Source organism: Sinorhizobium arboris LMG 14919, assembly GCF_000427465.1.
Taxonomy (GTDB): Bacteria; Pseudomonadota; Alphaproteobacteria; order Rhizobiales; family Rhizobiaceae; genus Sinorhizobium; species Sinorhizobium arboris.
This window is the reverse complement of the sequence record NZ_KE386497.1, coordinates 777,929-796,221: the sequence shown is the minus strand read 5'-3', so window position 1 is coordinate 796,221 and position 18,293 is coordinate 777,929. Positions and strand designations below refer to the sequence as shown.

Sequence of the window (18,293 nt, the reverse complement as noted above, 5' to 3'; positions counted from 1 at the left end):
ACTACATGGTACCGTCCACCTTCGTGCGGCTGGATGTGCTGCCGCTGACGCCGAACGGCAAGCTCGACCGCAAGGCGCTGCCCTTGCCGGCTGACGATGCCTATGCGCGCCGGGCCTACGAGGCGCCGCGCGGCGAGATCGAGATGCTGCTGGCCGGGATCTGGGAAGAGCTGCTCGGCATCGAGCGGATCGGCCGCCACGACAACTTCTTCGAGCTCGGCGGCCATTCGCTGCTGGCGGTGCGCCTGCTTGCCAGGCTGACACAGGCCTTGGCAGTGGAGCTGCCGTTGGCGACCCTGTTCGCCAAGCCGACATTGGCCGATTTGGCGCTAAGTGTTGGCGAAGTGCTGAACGGTTCTGGTGCACAGGCAGCACCGGCCATCATTCCAGTTGGACGTGCTGGTGCGCTGCCACTGTCCTATTCGCAGCAGCGTCTCTGGTTCTTGGCACAGCTGGACGAAGACAGCACGAACTATAACATTCCCCTCGGCTGGCGATTGCGCGGAGCGCTCGACCGCGTCGCCTGGCGGCGCAGCCTTGACCGTCTGTTTGCCCGTCACGAGGCGCTGCGCTCGACGTTCGTCGCCGGAGAGGATGACCCGCAGGTTGAGATTTTATCAGCGGACACGCGATTGCCGGTGGTCGAAGACGACCTTCGGGGTGAACCGGATGCCGAGGTCTTGCTTTCGGCCCTGTGCGAAGAAGAAGCAAGGACACCGTTCGATCTTGCGCGCGGCCCGCTGATCCGCGGCCGGCTGATCCGGCTGGCCGATGACGACCACGTCTTTCTGCTGACGCAACACCACATCGTCGCCGACGGCTGGTCGATGGGCGTGCTGATGCGCGAACTCAGTCAGCTTTACCGGGCGTTTGCGGCCGGGCGCGACGATCCTTTGCCGCCGCTGGCGATCCAGTATCCGGATTATGCCGTGTGGCAACGGCAATGGCTGTCGGGGGAGCGGCTGCAGGCCCAGGCGCAGTATTGGCGCGACAGTCTGTCTGGCGCTCCTGCGCGTCTGACACTTCCGGCCGACCGGCCGCGGCCGGCGCAGCAGTCGTTTGCCGGAGCCAGCGTGCCTGTCGTCATCGACCAGGATCTGACGCGCGGGCTGAAGCAGCTGAGCCATCAACATGGCACGACCTTGTTCATGACGGTGCTGGCGGCCTGGGCGGCGGTGCTGGCGCGCCTGTCCGGGCAGGCCGATATCGTGATCGGTGTACCGACGGCCAATCGCGGCCGCCGCGAGGTCGAAGAGCTGATCGGGTTCTTCGTCAACACCCTGGCGGTTCGCATCGATCTGTCGGGTGAGCCGAGCGTGTCGGATCTGCTGGAGCGGACGCGGCGCACGGCGCTCGCCGCGCAGGAGCATCAGGACCTGCCGTTCGAGCAGGTGGTCGAGATCGTCCAGCCGCCCCGCGCCCTCGATCACACGCCACTGTTCCAGGTGGGACTGGCCTGGCAGAACGATGCCGCTGAGACCTTCGATCTTCCCGGATTGAGCGTGAAGGCCGCAGGCCATGGGCTCGATCAGGTGAAGTTCGATCTGGAACTGAACCTGGGGGATCAGGGCGAGGTGATCGCCGGGATTCTGGGTTATGCGACGGCGTTGTTCGACCGGGCGACGATCGAGCGGCAGCGCGGCTATCTGCTCGCCCTGCTGCGGGCGATGGTTGCCGATGCCGGGCAGCCGGTCGGCCGCATCGACATCCTGCCGGCCGACGAGCGCCGCTATCTGCTGGAGGAGCTGAACCGGACGGAAGCGGACTATCCGTCGGAGCTGTGCGTCCACGAGCTGTTCGAGGCGCAGGTGCGCCGGGCGCCGGACGCGGTGGCGCTGGTCTTCGAGGATGAAGAGCTGAGCTATGGCGCGCTGAACGCTGAGGCCAACCGGCTCGCCCATCATCTGATCGGGCTTGGGGTCAAGCCCGACGAGCGCATTGCGATCTGCGTGGAGCGCAGCCCGGCGATGGTGGTGGGGCTGCTGGCGATCCTGAAAGCGGGCGGCGCCTATCTGCCGCTTGACCCGGCCTATCCCTGCGCGCGGCTACGGCAGGTGCTCGACGATGCCGCCCCGCGGCTCATGCTTTGCGATGCCGCCGGCCGCGAAGCCCTCGGCGCCGAGGCGATCGCAAGCCTGACGGTGATCGATCTCTCGGACGGCGAGCTTTCCTGGGCCGGCCAGTCCGCTGACGATCCCGACCCGCATGCCCTCGGCCTGACCTCCAGCCATCTCGCCTATGTCATCTACACCTCGGGCTCCACCGGAACGCCCAAGGGTGTCATGGTCGAGCATGCAAATACCGTCAACCTGCTGCATTGGAACGACAGCGTTTTTGCCGGATCGGAAACCAGCCGGATGCTGTTTTCGACTTCGATCAATTTTGATCTGTCTGTCTACGAATGCTTCGTGCCACTTTCTCGCGGGGGCACGCTCTATCTCGTCGAGAATGCCCTGACGCTGGCTCAAACGCCCGTGGATGTCTCCTTGATCAACACGGTCCCGTCGGCGATCGCCTCTCTCCTCGACAAGCAGGCAGTGCCGCAATCGGCAAAGGCTATTAATTTGGCGGGCGAACCCTTGAAGCTCCCGCTGATCGAGAGGCTCTTTGAGAATACGTCTACACAGACGATCTGCAATCTCTATGGTCCCTCGGAGACGACGACCTATTCGACATGGATTTGCATGCCAAGAGGGCAGGCTGTCGTCGAGACGATCGGCCGTCCGATTGCGAACACGCGGATCTACCTGCTGGACGCTCATGGTGCGCCTGTTCCGTTCGGGGCGGTGGGCGAGCTCTATATCGGCGGGGCAGGGGTAGCGCGCGGCTACCTGAACCGCCCGGAGCTGACGGCCGAGCGGTTCATCGCCAGTGCCTTTGTCGAAGGCGATCGTCTCTACCGGACCGGCGACCTGGCGCGCTATCTGCCGGACGGCAATCTCGAGTTTCTGGGCCGCAACGACGAGCAGGTGAAGATCCGCGGCTTCCGCATCGAGCCGGGCGAGATCGCCGCCCGGCTGCTGGAGCATGCGCTTGTCGGAGATGCGGCCGTGGTGGCGCGCCAGGATGCGACCGGCGACAAGCGGCTCGTCGCCTATGTGGTTGCGAAGACGCCGGATGGGTCGGACGAGGCCGATAGCGAGCTTGCCGCGGCGTTGCGGGCCCATCTGGTTGGCCTCCTGCCCGACTACATGGTGCCGTCGGCCTTCGTGCGGCTGGACGCACTGCCGCTGACACCGAACGGCAAGCTCGACCGCAAGGCGCTGCCGGCACCTGACGACGAGGCCTATGCGCGCCGGGCTTTCGAGGCACCACGCGGCGAGATCGAGACGCTGCTGGCCGGAATCTGGGAAGAGCTTCTCGGCATCGAGCGGGTCGGCCGCCACGACAACTTCTTCGAGCTCGGCGGCCACTCGNTGCTGGCGGTGCGCCTGCTTGCCCGGCTGACACAGGCCTTGGCAGTGGAGCTGCCGCTGGCGACTCTGTTCGCCAAGCCGACACTGGCCGATTTGGCGCTAAGTGTTGGCGAGGTGCTGAATGGTTCTGGTGCGCAGGCAGCACCGGCCATCATGCCAGTTGGACGTGATGGTGCGCTGCCACTGTCCTATTCGCAGCAGCGTCTCTGGTTCTTGTCACAGTTGGACGAAGACAGCACGAACTATAACATTCCCCTGGGCTGGCGATTGCGNGGCAGGCTCGATCATGCCGCNTGGCGGCGCAGCCTTGANCNNCTGTTTGCCCGTCACGAGGCGCTGCGCAGTGTCTTTGTCGCCCCTGAGGGCCGGCCCCGGGTCGAGCTGCTGCCGGCCGATGCCGGCCTGCCGGTGACNGAGCANGATCTGCANGGGCTGCCGGATGCGGATGCCNTGCTTGCGGATCTCTNCCATGATGAGGCGCGCACGCCGTTCGATCTGGCGCGCGGGCCCCTGATCCGCGGCCGCCTGATCCGGCTGGCCGATGACGACCACGTCTTTCTGCTGACGCAACACCATATCGTCGCCGACGGCTGGTCGATGGGCGTGCTGATGCGCGAGCTTAGTCAGCTTTACCGGGCGTTTACGGCCGGGCGCGCCGATCCTTTGCCGCCGCTGGCAATCCAGTATCCGGACTATGCCGCCTGGCAACGGCAATGGCTGTCCGGCGAGCGGCTGCAGGCCCAGGCGCAGTATTGGCGCGACAGCCTGTCTGGTGCGCCGGCCCGTCTGGCGCTGCCGACCGACCGGCCGCGGCCGGCGCAGCAGTCGTTTGCCGGGGCGAGCGTGCCGGTCGTCATCGACCAGGATCTGACGCGCGGGCTGAAGCGGCTGAGCCGGCAGCATGGCACGACCTTGTTCATGACGATATTGGCGGCCTGGGCGGCGGTGCTGTCGCGCCTGTCCGGGCAGGACGACCTTGTCATCGGCGTGCCGAGCGCCAATCGCGGCCGGCGCGAGGTCGAGGAGCTGATCGGCTTCTTCGTCAACACCCTGGCGGTTCGCATCGATCTGTCCGGTGAGCCGAGCGTGTCGGATCTGCTGGAGCGGACGCGGCGCACGGCGCTCGCCGCGCAGGAGCATCAGGACCTGCCGTTCGAGCAGGTGGTGGAGATCGTCCAGCCGCCCCGCGCCCTCGATCACACGCCGTTGTTCCAGGTGATGTTGGCCTGGCAGAATAACAGCGTCGGGTCATTGGACCTGCCGGGACTGCGGGTGGAGGCTGCAGGCGAGGGGCTCGATCAGGTCAAGTTCGATCTGGAGCTCGACCTTCGCGAAGATGGCGAGGTGATCGCCGGAACGTTTGGCTATGCCACGGCGCTGTTCGACCGGGCGACGATCGAGCGGCAGCGCGGCTATCTGCTGGCGCTGCTGCGGGCGATGGTTGCCGATGCCGGGCAGCCGGTTGGCCGCATCGACATCCTGCCGGCNGACGAGCGCCGCTATTTGCTGGAGGAGCTGAACCGCACGGAAGCGGACTATCCGTCGGAGCTTTGCGTCCACGAACTGTTCGAGGCCCAGGTGCGCCGGGCGCCCGCCGCGGTGGCGCTGGTGCATGAGGATGAAGAGCTGAGCTATGGCGAACTCAACGCCGAGGCCAACCGTCTGGCCCATCATCTGATCGCGCTTGGGGTGAAGCCGGACCAGCCGGTGGCGATCTGCCTCGAGCGCAGCCCGGCGATGGTGGTGGGACTGCTGGCGATCCTGAAAGCGGGCGGCGCCTATCTGCCGCTCGATCCGGCCTATCCCTGCGCGCGGCTCAACCAGGTGCTCGACGATGCCGCACCGCGGCTGCTGCTGTGCGATGCCGCCGGCCGCGAGGCGCTGGGCGCCGAGGCCATCGCAAGCCTGAGCGTGGTCGATCTCGACACCGCCACCCCCGCCTGGGCCGACCAGTCCGCTGACGATCCCGACCCGCATTCCCTCGGCCTGAACTCCCGGCATCTCGCCTATGTCATCTACACCTCCGGCTCCACCGGAACGCCTAAGGGCGTCATGGTCGAGCATCGAAGTCTGGTGAACCATTCGATCTGGCACGCGAATCACTTCCAGCTTGCGGCCCACGACGTTTTCTTGCAGCGAACCTCCATCTCTTTTGATGCCGCCGGTTGGGAGCTATGGACCGCCTTTTCGATTGGCGCACATTCAATTCTTCCTTTTCTCGACGGGCAATTAGATATCCGAACAATCCTGGGCCTACTAAGCAGGCGCCGAGTGACGGTTTTGCAAGTGGTTCCGTCGCTTCTTTCAGCATTGCTTGAGGCCACTGACGTTGGGAAAAAAGGAATTGAGAATTTACGATACGTGTTCTGTGGCGGAGAGCTCATAACAAGCGAGTTAGCCAATAAATGGCTGCAACTCGCAGGACGCGGACTTGTTAACCTCTATGGGCCTACCGAGGCAACAATCGACGCGACATCTTGGATTCATCCCGCTGGGTTTAAAGCGGCGATTGTCCCGATCGGGCGTCCGATATCGAACACGCGGGCGTACCTGCTCGACGATCATGGTCAACCCGTTCCGTTCGGGGCGGTGGGCGAGCTTTATATCGGCGGGGCAGGGGTAGCGCGCGGCTACCTCAACCGCCAGGCGCTGACGGCCGAGCGGTTCCTGGCCGATCCGTTCAGCGGCGAGGCGGATGGTCGCATGTACCGCACCGGCGACCTGGCCCGCTATCTGCCGGACGGCAATCTCGAGTTTCTGGGCCGCAACGACGAGCAGGTGAAGATCCGCGGCTTCCGCATCGAGCCGGGCGAGATCGCCGCCCGGCTCTGCGAGCACGCGCTTGTCGCCGATGCGGCCGTCGTGGCGCGCGCGGATGCGACGGGCGGCAAGCGGCTTGTCGCCTATGTGGTTGCGAAGACGGCGGACGGGTCGGACGAGGCCGATGGCGCCGAGCTTGCGGCGGCGTTGCGCGCCCATCTCGGTGGCCTGCTGCCGGAATACATGGTGCCGGCCGCCTTTGTGCGGCTGGACGCACTGCCGCTGACGCCGAACGGCAAGCTCGATCGCAAGGCGCTGCCGGTTCCCGACGACGATGCCTATGCGCGTCGGGGCTACGAGGCGCCGCAGGGCGCGGTCGAGACGCTGCTGGCGGCGATCTGGGAAGAGCTGCTCGGCATCGAGCGGGTCGGGCGTCACGACAACTTCTTCGAACTCGGCGGCCATTCGCTGCTGGTGGTGCAGCTGCTCAGTCAAGCGCTCCATCTTGGCCTGAAGTTTAGCACCGCCGATATCTTCCAAGCTCCTGTTCTAAAGGATGTGGCGTCAAAGGTTGATTTGGAGGTACAGGCCAACAAGCTGGGGGCGCTCTGCGTTCGCGCAAAGGGATTGCAGCCGCCGCTCTTCTTTGTTCCTACGGGTTTGGGTGACTGTTCCTATGTAGCTAAGTTGGTAATGGACATGGACGTGGATTGTCCCGTCTATGCATTGCCATGGCCGTTTTTTGATGAAGGTGGTGCACCGGCACTTGAAAAAATAGCCGCGGAGGTAATCCTGGCGATCAAAGAAATCCAGCGGCAAGGACCGTATCGCCTTGCTGGTTACTCTTCAGGCGCAATCCTGGCTTATGCAATTGCCGAGCGCCTCCTGAGTCTCCATCAAACCGTGTCATTCATGGGCTTCATTGATGTTACGCTACCTGTAAATCAATCAGGCGCACAGTCCCCCCAAGTGGCACGAGAAGCGGTGCAGGAAGCTCTCGAAGCCGTGGACGATGAGACACTCCAAGTCGACGCTTCTATGTATGAGAGAATCGTACGGTTCCAACGGGCGGTGCAGTCGTATCAAATTCCACCCCTGCCAATCGAAATACATCAGTTTTATGCCTCTGAGCCTGTCGTCAGTCGCTGTGCACGAGCTGAAAAGAATGCGAAAGGTCAAGAGGCAAGCTCGCCCATGCGGGGTTGGGAACAGATAGTAGGTGCGGAGCGTGTTCATGCCACTCCGATCCCAGGCGGCCACATGACGATGATGAGTGTTCCGGAAAATCGCCGAGTTCTGGCCCGATGGCTATCAACTGCCTTAAACCGCTCACCAACAACGCCTGCAATTGCAAGTAAACAGGCCCGATGAGGCTAGCTGGCCGTGATGGGAATCGCAAGCGATCGCGGCGCGTCGAGCCGGCGTCTCCCAGCGGGAACTTTCCTTGCTTTCGCTGGGAAAGCGCGAGGCCCGCCAGTGTAGGCGCAAGGCCAGGAGGATAACAGAGACAAGAAAGGTGCCCGCAATCGCCCGTGCGCTCCGTACAGCGCCGAAACCATCTGACAGCCGGCCGCAACGCGGAACGAAACCAATGCGCCCAGTTCCAGAAGCAGCAACAGGACTCCGAAACCCGCCTTGCTGAGAGCAAAGCGGGCTATAATGGCTGGTGTGCGAGACGCCCTGTCCCCTTGGGACGCCGTTAAAGGCAAATGCAAAGACGCTGCGCCAGGGATTTTTCACCCGGGGGCAGGTCTCATATAAGGTCATATGGAGGCTTGGCCGGAACATCGGGCCCGGTCGGCGCCGATAGAGTTCTGAAGATTTCAAACTGCCGCCCAACCTTCTTGTTGCCGAATGCACTTAGCGGAGGCATGGAGCTTAGAGGTTACCTGGTTCAGACCTGCGTTATTGAAGGCGCACAATTTGCCATCCTTCAAATCGACTTCGTTCGTCGCACTTCCAGCCAGTATTCCCTCCAAACGGTAAACAGACCGGCGCCGACCACGATCACCGCGCCGGCTAGCATGTTCCACGTCACAGTCTCACCAAAAAAGACCGTCGCAACAGCACCGCTCAAAACGAGGTGGACGTATGTGAGAGGTTGAACCTCAACGGCACTGAGCAGTCCATACGCCTTGATGAGAAAATATTGGCTAAGCGCCCCGCAAACACACAGCGCGGTCATTGCGGGCCAATCGGCCATATGTATAGGTGTCCAGTAGAATGGCCCGACGAACGTTATGGCCACGGCTCCCGGGACCCCTGCATACAAGACGCTTGTCACGGCGGAGTCGTCCCGACTGACCGCGCGGGTGGCGATGGAATACATGGCATATATAAGACTAGCAGCTATAGGAAACAGCAGGCGCATATCGAAATGAGCGTTAACAGGGTTTAGAAGCACTAGAACGCCAAGCAAGCCAATGACCACAGGAATGGCACGACGCCGACCCACCGTTTCGCCGAGTATTGGCACCGACAGTATGGTAACCACCAGAGGTGTTGCTCCAAGTATCGCCTGACTCATGGCCAGCCCAGCAGTCGTGAAGGCGAGGATGACCACAACGATCTGGCTCACCAGGAGAAAACCTCGGAATGTCTGCAGAATTGGACGTTGAGTGAATAAGGCGCCACGCAGCCCTACTGGAGAGGATGCTGCAAGAACCGTCACAAACAGCGCAAACGCCCAAAGTCGCAGCATTGTCACCATGACCGGTGGATACTTCTCACCAAGTAACTTGGAAAAACCATCCCGGGCAGCGAAAAGTGTCACGGCCAACAGGACATAAACATAGCCCGACGCTTTATTGTTCATGGTTGAGCTTACTTGGTTGATTGAGTTGCCTCGTGACCTTCAGGCCCGCGCGCAGCCAGACATTTGATGAGCTTGGCGGCGATATGACCGGGGTGGCATCAGTATCTATGTCCAAAACGGCGATCCTGGCCCCATGCTCCACAAAAGGGTTCAGCTCTGGAGCGGCCAACGCCGCGCTTGCTCATCCGTGCCAATGACATCCAAATCTCCCCCTTTGGTCCGCGCTGGTTGTGGATGCTTCTCGGTCGCGCAGATCCAGGGAACGATTGCTGGCCGAGATCGAGTTTGGCCGTGTCTGCCGGCAAGCAGCCCAGCCGTTTCTCAACAGATGATTTCAAATTTCATGCCAATTGGACGAAGGCGCTAAAGAATGAGCTTCATGCTTCTTTTCAGCTACTTAATCAAACATCCAAACAAGCTGGTTGAACAAGGCTCATGTCGCCAAATCGGCAAAGGCGACAGAATTGTCGGATAGCGATCGAGCTCAGCGAGCGCGAAACGAACCCGCCTACCACTACCGGCTCCCATGCAGCTCGGGTGGCGATACGGCATCCACGAACTTGCTTCCCTTGAGGGGAGATGGCGTCCCGAACGCCTGAAGCACCAGGCGGCCCGATCCAAGGCGACATGGTGCATCGCTGTCTGCGGCGGCGCGAGGGCAAGGCGAAGGTCGAGTACCCGACACCGGAATTGCAGGCGGTCCCCGATGAGTCGCTGGGCGTGCCACTGTTTCAGGAGTCGGCCATGAATGTGGCGATTGTCTGTGGGGGTTCACGGGCGGCGAAGCGGACCAGCTCCGAAATCCATGGCGACCTTCAATCACGGACACGCTTCAAGTACAATCTTGTCTCGCGGATGGTCCGGAACGGCTACTCGCCGGAGTTCGCCAAGAAGACATCCTGCCAGCTGGAAGGCTTCGGTTGAGTTACAGGTTCGTTACGCGTAGCCAACGTGGGTATCGCGGGTTCTATTCCGGTCAAAGAAGGGTAATGAGGCGAGAGGTGAATGCGCGCACCCCCAACGGAACTCATAATGCTGGACAAAAGTGTTTTGAGTAGGTAAAACGCAATTTAGGCAACATCGAGATCAAGAATGCAGACACCACTTCAAGCTCGCATCCTGGAACAGTTGCGCTTGCAGCTAAGCGACGACCTCCAGTGCGGTGATCGCATCAACGAGGCGGAAGTTGCCGATCAGTTGGGTGTGTCACGGACGCCAATTCGCCGGGTCTTGCAAAAGCTGCAGTCCGAAGGTGTACTCGATTTCGAGCCGCGCCGCGGGTTCATTCTCAAAGATCCAGCGTCGCTGCTCAATGGCGACAATCAAACCGACGAGTTGCTCGACGAACGCGTGATGCGCGACATGGCGATTGGCGAGCTCAACACTGTTTTCAGTGAACGCGCCTTGATGCAGCGTTACTCGGTTCCCAATGGCGTTCTCGCTTCAACGCTGCGGCGCCTGACGCGAGATCATCTCGTCGAGCCTTCACCCGGTCGCGGTTGGATTTTTGCCGATGTCAGTCCGCGCGCGATGGAAGACAGCTACCGGTTTCGACAAATCATCGAGCCAGCAGGCATTCTGGCCGATAGCTACAAGGTAGACGCTGCGGCGTTTCGAGATCTTGATGAAGATCATGCCGATGCAATAGAGAATGTCCATCGCATGGATCGCCGGCGGCTGTTCGATCTCGATGCTCGATTTCACAAAGTGGTAGCGCAAGGCGCCCAGACAGCAGAGCTGGTGAGTGCGATCGAGCGCCAAAACAACATTCGCCGAGTCACAGAATATATAGGATTCATCCGGATAGAACGTCTGCGCCAGTCAATGATTGAGCACAGAGGAATAATTGCTGCCCTGCTGGAAGGCAACCGCCAGTTGGCTGCCTCGTTGATGCATATTCACTTGCAGATATCCCGCGACGAAACGTTCGCCCACATGGACCATGATCTCGAGCTCCTGCGAGGAGGCAAGGTTCGGCTTTCCGAGACAGATGAGGCCGAGGACGGTGGAGGGCGCAAGACGCAATAAATAGAGTTTCCGAAAGGGTGTGCGGGAGAGATCGCCAAGCGACGCCGATGGAGCAATTCCCCAGAATCTCTCAGGCAAAAGGACCGCATAGCTGGAAAATCTGGAGAGTGGCAGCAATGCCCACCGAAGGGGATACCGCACCTGCGGGAAGCTCTCAGGTACCAAGGACAGATGGGGAATTGGCCGGGTCAGCGTGACCCTCGTACAACTGTCCTTTGGAGAACAAAATGCCCCACCTCGCAATTATTGGTGCCGGTGTTACCGGAATTACGACGGCCTATTCGCTGCTTAGCCGTGGCTACAAAGTCACGGTCTTCGATCGACACGCGTATCCCGCGATGGAGACGTCATTTGCCAATGGCGGCCAGCTGTCGGCGAGCAATGCGGAGGTGTGGAACCACTGGTCGACCCTCCTCAAAGGCGTGAAATGGATGCTTACGAAAGACGCGCCCCTTCTCATCAATCCAAAACCATCCTGGTCCAAATACTCTTGGCTGGCTGAGTTTGTTACGGCCATCCCCAACTACAAGGCCAATACTGTCAATACCGCGAGACTTGCAATTCAGGCACGCCAGTACATGTTCGATATCGCGATGCGCGAAGGGATCGAATTCGATTTCGAACGCCGAGGCATCCTGCATTTCTATCGCGACGAAAAAAGCTACCGACACGCGAGCGAGGTAAACGCGCTTCTTAAAGCCGCTGGGCTTGATCGCCGATCTGTTACGCCGTCTGAAATCCGGACCATCGAACCGACGCTCACAGGGGACTTCTACGGCGGATTCTACACCCCGTCCGACGCGACAGGCGACATCCATAAATTTACCCGAGGCCTTGCGGATGCGTGCATCCGAAAAGGAGCGAGCTTTCAGCTGGAGGCCAACGTCATAGGCTTTCAACGGCAGCGAATCGGACTGGCGGTCCAATGGAAACCTGTCAACGCGACAGCAGAGATCGCTAGCGGTCAGCCGAATGAGCAGGCGTTCGACGGCCTGGTCATTTGCGCGGGCGTGGCAAGCCGACACTTCGCTGGCATGCTTGGTGACCGCGTCAACATTTATCCGGTGAAAGGATACTCCATCACGATTCATCTGGATGATGAGCGCAGCCAGGAGGGGGCACCCTGGGTCAGCTTGCTCGATGACGCGGCGAAGATCGTCACAAGCCGTCTTGGCAGGGACCGCTTCCGTGTGGCAGGCACGGCGGAAATCAACGGCGTGAACTACGATATCCGCGCTGATCGGATCACACCTCTTGTCCGCTGGACTCGTCACCATTTCCCGCAGGTGAACACGAGCCAGGTAGTCCCTTGGAGCGGTCTGCGCCCCATGATGCCGAACATGCTTCCGCGCGTGGGGAAAGGTCGTCAGCCACACGTCTTCTACAACACAGGTCACGGGCACCTGGGATGGACCTTGTCGTGCGCGACGGCCGAACTGTTGGGAGAGGCGGTCGCCGGCTCTTTGCAGGCTAATTGAGACCGTCGCAAGCAAGAAGGCCGGCGATCGTGCCGGCCTTCTTGCCCTCAGAACTTTGCTGGGTTCGAGAAGCGCCTGACGACGTTTTCGGTGATTCTGGCCACCTCGTTGTCATATTTATTCCAGGCCATCGAGGCCGCCCAAGCGATTGAGCCGGTCGAGAAGACCGCCCCACCTGTGGAAGTCTCGAAGAATGTCATGTCGGACCGAATGAGGTCGCTTTGGGTGCCAGACCAAGTCGGCGTCGGATCTAGGAGATCCTCCGGAGTCATCAGGTAGATATCCGTATGGACACGCGACGAGGCAACGATGAGGGCATTCGGTGGTGTGCCGAGCGCGAAGTCCGCCCTGTCGATCTCGTTGCCCGCGGCGGCGCCGCCGTTCAGACCGAAATCGCCGATGACGTCGCCAGCCACACCTTCGAAAATGAAAGCTGCCCTTGGATCTTTCGCGTGATCCGTTTTGACATATGGCGATGACAGGTCAAAACCCTGGGCGGTCATTCCGACACCGAAGACCTGCTGTGGCGCGCGACCAATTCGCCTCCACAGTCCGCCCAGCTCACCGGTGAACTGATGGTAGTAGTTGCCGGTCCCCGGTTCCCAACCGCGAATGCCGCTCTCTGAACGCCGGCACTCGATCACGCCTGGCAATTTGCTGTTGTAGGTGATCCGCCAGTAGAAGCCGTTCCCGCCCAGATACATGATCCGGCCGCCACGTTCAGAATAGTCTCGGTACGCATCGAGCATGCGGGTGCTCGTGTACTCGGGGTGACTTCCGGTGACAAGGACTTGATAGTCGGCCAGGGCTTCAACTCCATCGGCCTCAAGATCTTCGTCTGTCAGAACGTCGTAGTCCAGGCCGCGATCTTCGAAAAAACCAAGGATATGTGTGTCGGCATTGAACTGCCAGATGTTCGAACCAAGACCGCCAATAAAGCCTTGCACCTTTGGCTGGATGTCGACGACCGGACGCAGACGGGAGGAGTAGAAAACGCCGGAACCGTCTGAGTGCACCTCGTACAGAGACAGGCCGTACTGCGGGTTCTCCTGCAAGAACGAATGGTGCTTGTCGATTTGCAGGAGCTGACCAGCACCGATTTCGGTCTCGGAAACATCGAGGCCAAGGCGATGGTTGGCGTAAGCGATATAGCTTGCCGTCGGCATGACGAAGACGACGGGGCTCTTCTTGGCATTCTTGGCGGCTTTCACGCCGAAGACGACGTAATATTCGCTTGCTTCGTCATCCGAGGTCAGATGAACGGCATAGACGCCACTCTTCAAACCCTCTGGTAGGCGGAAGGTGAAGTCATTTTCCCACATCGCGTCATAGAGGTCATCATCGTGGAAGTGGACGGCACCGTAGTGCTCAGGCCGTTCATCCCACCTGTAGGTCGACCCGTCCCATGCGAAACCGGATACGGCACGGTGGGGAAGATTGAAAAGTTTGCCACACAAAGAATGCGGCCCGCAGTCGGCGAAGGTATCGTGTGCAATGTCGTGACTGAAATCCCAATCAGCGATTACGGCTTCGAGTTTCTTCGCACCTTTCAAATGGTCAGTGACGTCGTCGGGGCCAGGCTGTCCACTACAGATAAATGGAGCTTCAATCTTTCCGTTATAAAAAGAAGCGGGAGCGCCATCGGACCCGCGCTCGGCGGCGAAAAGGATTTCGCTCCAATCGACATCGATGGATTCAGATATCGTCGCTTTCGCGCAGCCGCTGTCCTCTATACCTCGAAAACGCTGCAGCGGGACCTGCTCGATTTCAAGTTCACTCGTCTCGGGACGGAATGTTCCGATAATTGCATACCATGCCTTCATGCGGCAGGCCGCTGTGGTGGTTGCATGGCCAACACGCCGGCCACCACTTACGGCCTCGAAAGTTGCGCGACCTTTCTCATCAAGACCGAGACGGAGGCCTGACTCCGAGCCCACCGACACGATCGCTTGCCTTGCAACTCCCGGCAGGGTCGGCCAGATCAACGCTGCAACCGTTACGCTGCCCGCTACCGCAAACCCAGCGGATGTCTGCACGCGGCCATATGATCCGGTAAGAATCTTCTGTTCCCGAGCCGTGAATGGCCCACCAATGTCACAGGGTACAGCGTCTTCTCTGTAACCCGGGCCGTCCGGGTTGATGTCGCCCTGAACGATGCGCTTCAGAGCGGCACTGAAAGATTTCATGCCGACGGCGCTCACCTTGACATCTACCTCGTCACCTGGTCGGTAGCTGATCCTGCTCGAATATGCGGTGATCTTAAGCATTTGCGGAACCCTCCCTGTTTAATGCATCGCTGATGTCTTCGCCGGTCAGATCCCTCCACCGGCGAATGAACACGTCGCGTTCAGCTTGCAGTTGGCAGGTATATTCCACACCCTCCACCAGCGAGATTGGCTCGCCACGGCGAGCAGGAAGCCGACCGAGCGCCCATCTGCGATACGGCTCGAGGATGACTAAGACGTATTTCCCATTGACATCTCCGCCGCGCATGACGTTCAGCACGCGCTGGAGTCCCGGGCTGTGATAGCCGATCGGTTTTTTCATAAACTCGTCGATGTATTGCTTGTCTTCCTCTTGAAGCGAGTATCTCGACATGTCGGCACCTCAAACGCTCAGCTTGAAATGGTAGGACTTTGGGCGTGTGAGATAGTCGAAGCCCAGCCGCGACAATGTCGCTCCTCGACCTGAATCCTTTACGCCGGTCCAGGCAAGCTCGGGATCGAGGTAATCGCAGCGGTTCATGAACACAGTGCCGGTTTCAAGCTGATCACCAATTGCGCGCGCTGCGTCACGATCCGAAGTCCAGATCGATGCGGTGAGCCCGTAGCGGCTGTCGTTCATAAGGCGCACCGCCTCCCGGTCGGATCTGACAGCCATCACGCCTGCCACCGGACCAAACGTTTCTTCGCTCATGATCGACATCGAATGATCGCAGTTGATAATAATCTGCGGTGCAAGATAGGCTGTGCGGCCAGTATCTGCAGCAAATTTCCTCGCATCAACGAGGGAACGCGCCCCTTGAGCTAAAGCTTTGTTGATTTGGTCGCGGACAGAGTTCGCCGCTGAGGTTTTCACCATGGGACCGAGGGTCGTGCTGTGGTCTCTCGGATCGCCGAGCTTCAGCTGCTCCGCGTAGGCGACGAGCCCATCAACCACAGTATTGAAATGCCGCTCATGCACGTAAACGCGTTCGATGCCGCAGCAGCTTTGCCCCGAGTTGAAGAAGATTCCCTCCGCTATGTTCGCGATAGCGTAATCGATGTTGGCGTCTTCGCGAACATAAGCCGGATCTTTGCCGCCTAACTCGAGTCCCGCGGAAGTGAAGGATCTCGCGAGAGCACGCTGAACGGCATGGCCTCCGGTCACGGATCCGGTGAAGCAAACATAGGCAACACGGGGATCAGCGATCATCTCAGCGACCTGGTCATGGTCAATGTGGAGATACTGGAAAACACCGTCGGGCAAGCCGGCGTAGCGGAATGCCTGATCCATCCGCTCTGCCGCCAGGGGTGTCTGGTCGGAGTGCTTCAAGACGACCACGTTTCCGGCTGCAAGTGCAGGCATTACCGCGTTGACGGCGGCAAGAAACGGATAGTTCCACGGAGCCAGAACAGCGACTATCCCGAGCGGAGCGCGCTGAATATCGCGCTCGAAGCCGTCGATCGCGGGCGGAACATGAGGGGAGAGTGCTTCTGGAGCCAGCCGCAGCATAGTCCGAGCGCGCGCCTCAAACCCGTTCACCTCGCCGCCGCTGTAGGCGATTGGACGGCCGATTTGCCTCGTGATTTCTTCGGCAATGGCTTCCTTATCGCCTACGAATGCCGCAACCGCGCGTTCGAGAAGCTCAATTCGGCGTTCCAGCGACCAGTCACGCCATGCTCTAAAGCCGTTAGCTGCCCTGGAAAGCGCTGCGTCCACCTCCCGAGCCGTGGGGCGTTCCCGCACCAGCAATACGGAACCGTCAACCGGGGTTATCGTTTCAAACGATGCCATTTTATAGACCTCTTATGTTCCCAGATCAGCAACGCTCGAACAGCCGGAGCTTTTCCCAGTCCGTCACAGCGCCTTCGAAAGCGCCGAGTTCCCAACGGCCGCAATGGAGGTAATGTCTGACGACGTCTTCTCCGAGCGCTTTCTCAAACGCGCAAGAAGCTTCGAGTTGATCAAGAGATCGATACAGCGCGCCAGGTATCCGAGGCACATTGTCTGCTTCGTAAGCGTCGCCAGCGAACGCATCCTGGAGTACCAACTCCTCCTCAATTCCCTGCAAGCCGCTGGCGATCAGTGCCGCGAATGCCAAGTATGGGTTGGCATCGGCGCCTGGAACGCGGCATTCGAACCGCAAGGACTTACCTTGGCCCAGGACGCGATAGGCGGTGGTTCGGTTGTCAACCGACCAAGCCAGCCGCGTCGGCGCAAAAGTCCCAGCGGTGAAGCGCTTATAGGAGTTGATGTTCGGAGCATAAAAGTAAGTGGCAGCCGGCGCGTGTTTGATTGCGCCGGCCAGAAACTGCTTGAAAACGTCGGACATACCGTCTTCGCGCGATGGATCGAAGAAGCCGGATGCTCCCGTTTCCAGATTGCGAAGTGAAAGGTGGATGTGGCACGAATTACCGGAAAGGGTTTCGCTCAGCTTTGCCATAAAGCTCACTGACTTACCCATCTGATAGGCAATTTCCTTGCACCCGTTCTTGTAGAGGACGAGACGATCGCAGGTTTCCAGAGCCTCGGCGTATTGGAGGTTGATTTCCTGCTGGCCCGGGCTGCACTCGGCTTTTGAACCTTCGATAGGGATATCCGCGAGCTCCATCAGGTTGCGGATCGAGCGAATGTAGGGCTCGTCTTTGGAAGTTTGGAAAATGTGGCCGTCTTCAGGATACCAGCTTGAGAACTTCAGATTGTCGTATTTCCCCGAACGGGCCTCCTCGAACGTTTGATTGAAGAGATAGAACTCGAGCTCTGCTGCCATGTCCGCGGCAAAACCGCACTTTGCCAGTCGATCGAGCTGTCGCCGAAGGACCTGGCGCGGAGAATGGTTCAAGGGCACACCGCCAGATGTCGTGACATCCGATAGAACAAGGGCGGTTTTCGGCAACCATGGTATCGCCCGCAACGTCGAGATATCCGGGACCAAAGCGAAGTCACCGTAACCTTTTGCCCAGGAGGATGACTCGTATCCGGGAACGAGCGTCATCTCCATATCGGTAGCAAGGAAATAGTCGCAGAAAAGCTGCGGCGACACATTCGTTTCAAGGAAAAAGCGGGCGGTGAGGCGTTTGCCGATGAGACGGCCCTGCATGTCGGTCATAGCAACAATGACGGTGTCAATTTCCCCCTTGGAAACCGCATCCCTCAACTCGTCGAGCGTCAACCGACCCGCGGGTGACTCCCTTCTCAGTCCCAAGGTGCCGTCGATCTCGGTCGAACGAACCGCGTCGCGGCGTGGAAAAAACTCGTAGTTCAATCTCTTCTCCTCCGAAGCAGGCCGGCCCTACAGCTGGGTCAGCCACCAAAAAAACGTCAATTGCATCTTACGCAGGCTAAGCGCACACTCCGTCACCCGCGCATCTGGCACACCTTTAGCCGAGCTCCCGAGATTTCTCGGCCTTTGAAAACACCGGCAAATAGATTCGGATGCGGAAAACATCCCGTAGAAGCGCCATTTTGCGATGTCCTCCGGCCGAGACGCGGCTCGTTTGCCCCTGTCTCGCAAAAAGCACTTTGAACATGAATTGACAAAATCCGCAAGATGGTGTTCGATCACGCTTAGTGTTTTGCCTCATCAAAACGCAA

The 18,293-nt window shown here is 59.9% G+C and carries 8 protein-coding genes, 1 pseudogene and 1 riboswitch; of the genes and pseudogenes, 4 read left to right on the top strand and 5 right to left on the bottom strand.

What is annotated here, in order from left to right; genetic code table 11:
* A partial coding sequence (locus tag SINAR_RS0132785; protein ID WP_209439325.1) for a non-ribosomal peptide synthetase occupies window positions 1-7,547 on the top strand: 7,547 nt, incomplete at its 5' end.
* 562 nt (window positions 7,548-8,109) lie between these two features.
* On the opposite strand, the gene SINAR_RS0132780 is transcribed toward SINAR_RS0132785, so the two are convergent.
* A complete protein-coding gene (locus SINAR_RS0132780) occupies window positions 8,110-8,991 on the bottom strand; it encodes a DMT family transporter (RefSeq protein ID WP_028002930.1) in 882 nt (293 codons plus the stop codon).
* A gap of 609 nt (window positions 8,992-9,600) precedes the next feature.
* Between SINAR_RS0132780 and dnaE2 the strand changes: the two are divergent.
* From dnaE2 to SINAR_RS0132765, 3 genes and pseudogenes are all read left to right on the top strand, one after another.
* Window positions 9,601-9,912, top strand: a pseudogene (dnaE2, locus tag SINAR_RS0132775) (error-prone DNA polymerase); the annotation flags it as partial.
* Between the two features lie 171 nt (window positions 9,913-10,083).
* Window positions 10,084-11,019, top strand: coding sequence for a GntR family transcriptional regulator (locus tag SINAR_RS0132770; RefSeq protein WP_028002928.1), 936 nt, complete (start codon window positions 10,084-10,086; stop codon window positions 11,017-11,019).
* Window positions 11,020-11,031: 12 nt separating this feature from the next.
* A riboswitch (glycine riboswitch) is annotated at window positions 11,032-11,115 on the top strand.
* A gap of 131 nt (window positions 11,116-11,246) precedes the next feature.
* Window positions 11,247-12,497: a D-amino acid dehydrogenase gene (locus SINAR_RS0132765; protein ID WP_028002927.1), complete on the top strand. Its 1,251-nt coding sequence runs from the start codon at window positions 11,247-11,249 to the stop codon at window positions 12,495-12,497.
* 47 nt (window positions 12,498-12,544) lie between these two features.
* On the opposite strand, the gene SINAR_RS0132760 is transcribed toward SINAR_RS0132765, so the two are convergent.
* From SINAR_RS0132760 to SINAR_RS0132745, 4 genes are read right to left on the bottom strand one after another with little or no spacing between them, the layout of a single operon-like run.
* On the bottom strand, window positions 12,545-14,764 hold the full coding sequence (locus tag SINAR_RS0132760; RefSeq protein ID WP_028002926.1) for a N,N-dimethylformamidase beta subunit family domain-containing protein: 2,220 nt from the start codon (window positions 14,762-14,764) through the stop codon (window positions 12,545-12,547).
* Window positions 14,757-15,095, bottom strand: a complete 339-nt coding sequence (locus SINAR_RS0132755; RefSeq protein WP_028002925.1) for a N,N-dimethylformamidase alpha subunit family protein — start codon at window positions 15,093-15,095, stop codon at window positions 14,757-14,759. The genes SINAR_RS0132760 and SINAR_RS0132755 overlap by 8 nt, the downstream gene beginning before the upstream one ends.
* Window positions 15,096-15,104: 9 nt before the next feature.
* Entirely contained in the window at window positions 15,105-16,493 is a 1,389-nt protein-coding gene (locus SINAR_RS0132750; protein ID WP_028002924.1) for an aldehyde dehydrogenase family protein, read from the bottom strand.
* 25 nt (window positions 16,494-16,518) lie between these two features.
* A complete protein-coding gene (locus SINAR_RS0132745) occupies window positions 16,519-17,898 on the bottom strand; it encodes a glutamine synthetase family protein (RefSeq protein WP_028002923.1) in 1,380 nt (459 codons plus the stop codon).
* Window positions 17,899-18,293: the final 395 nt, after the last annotated feature.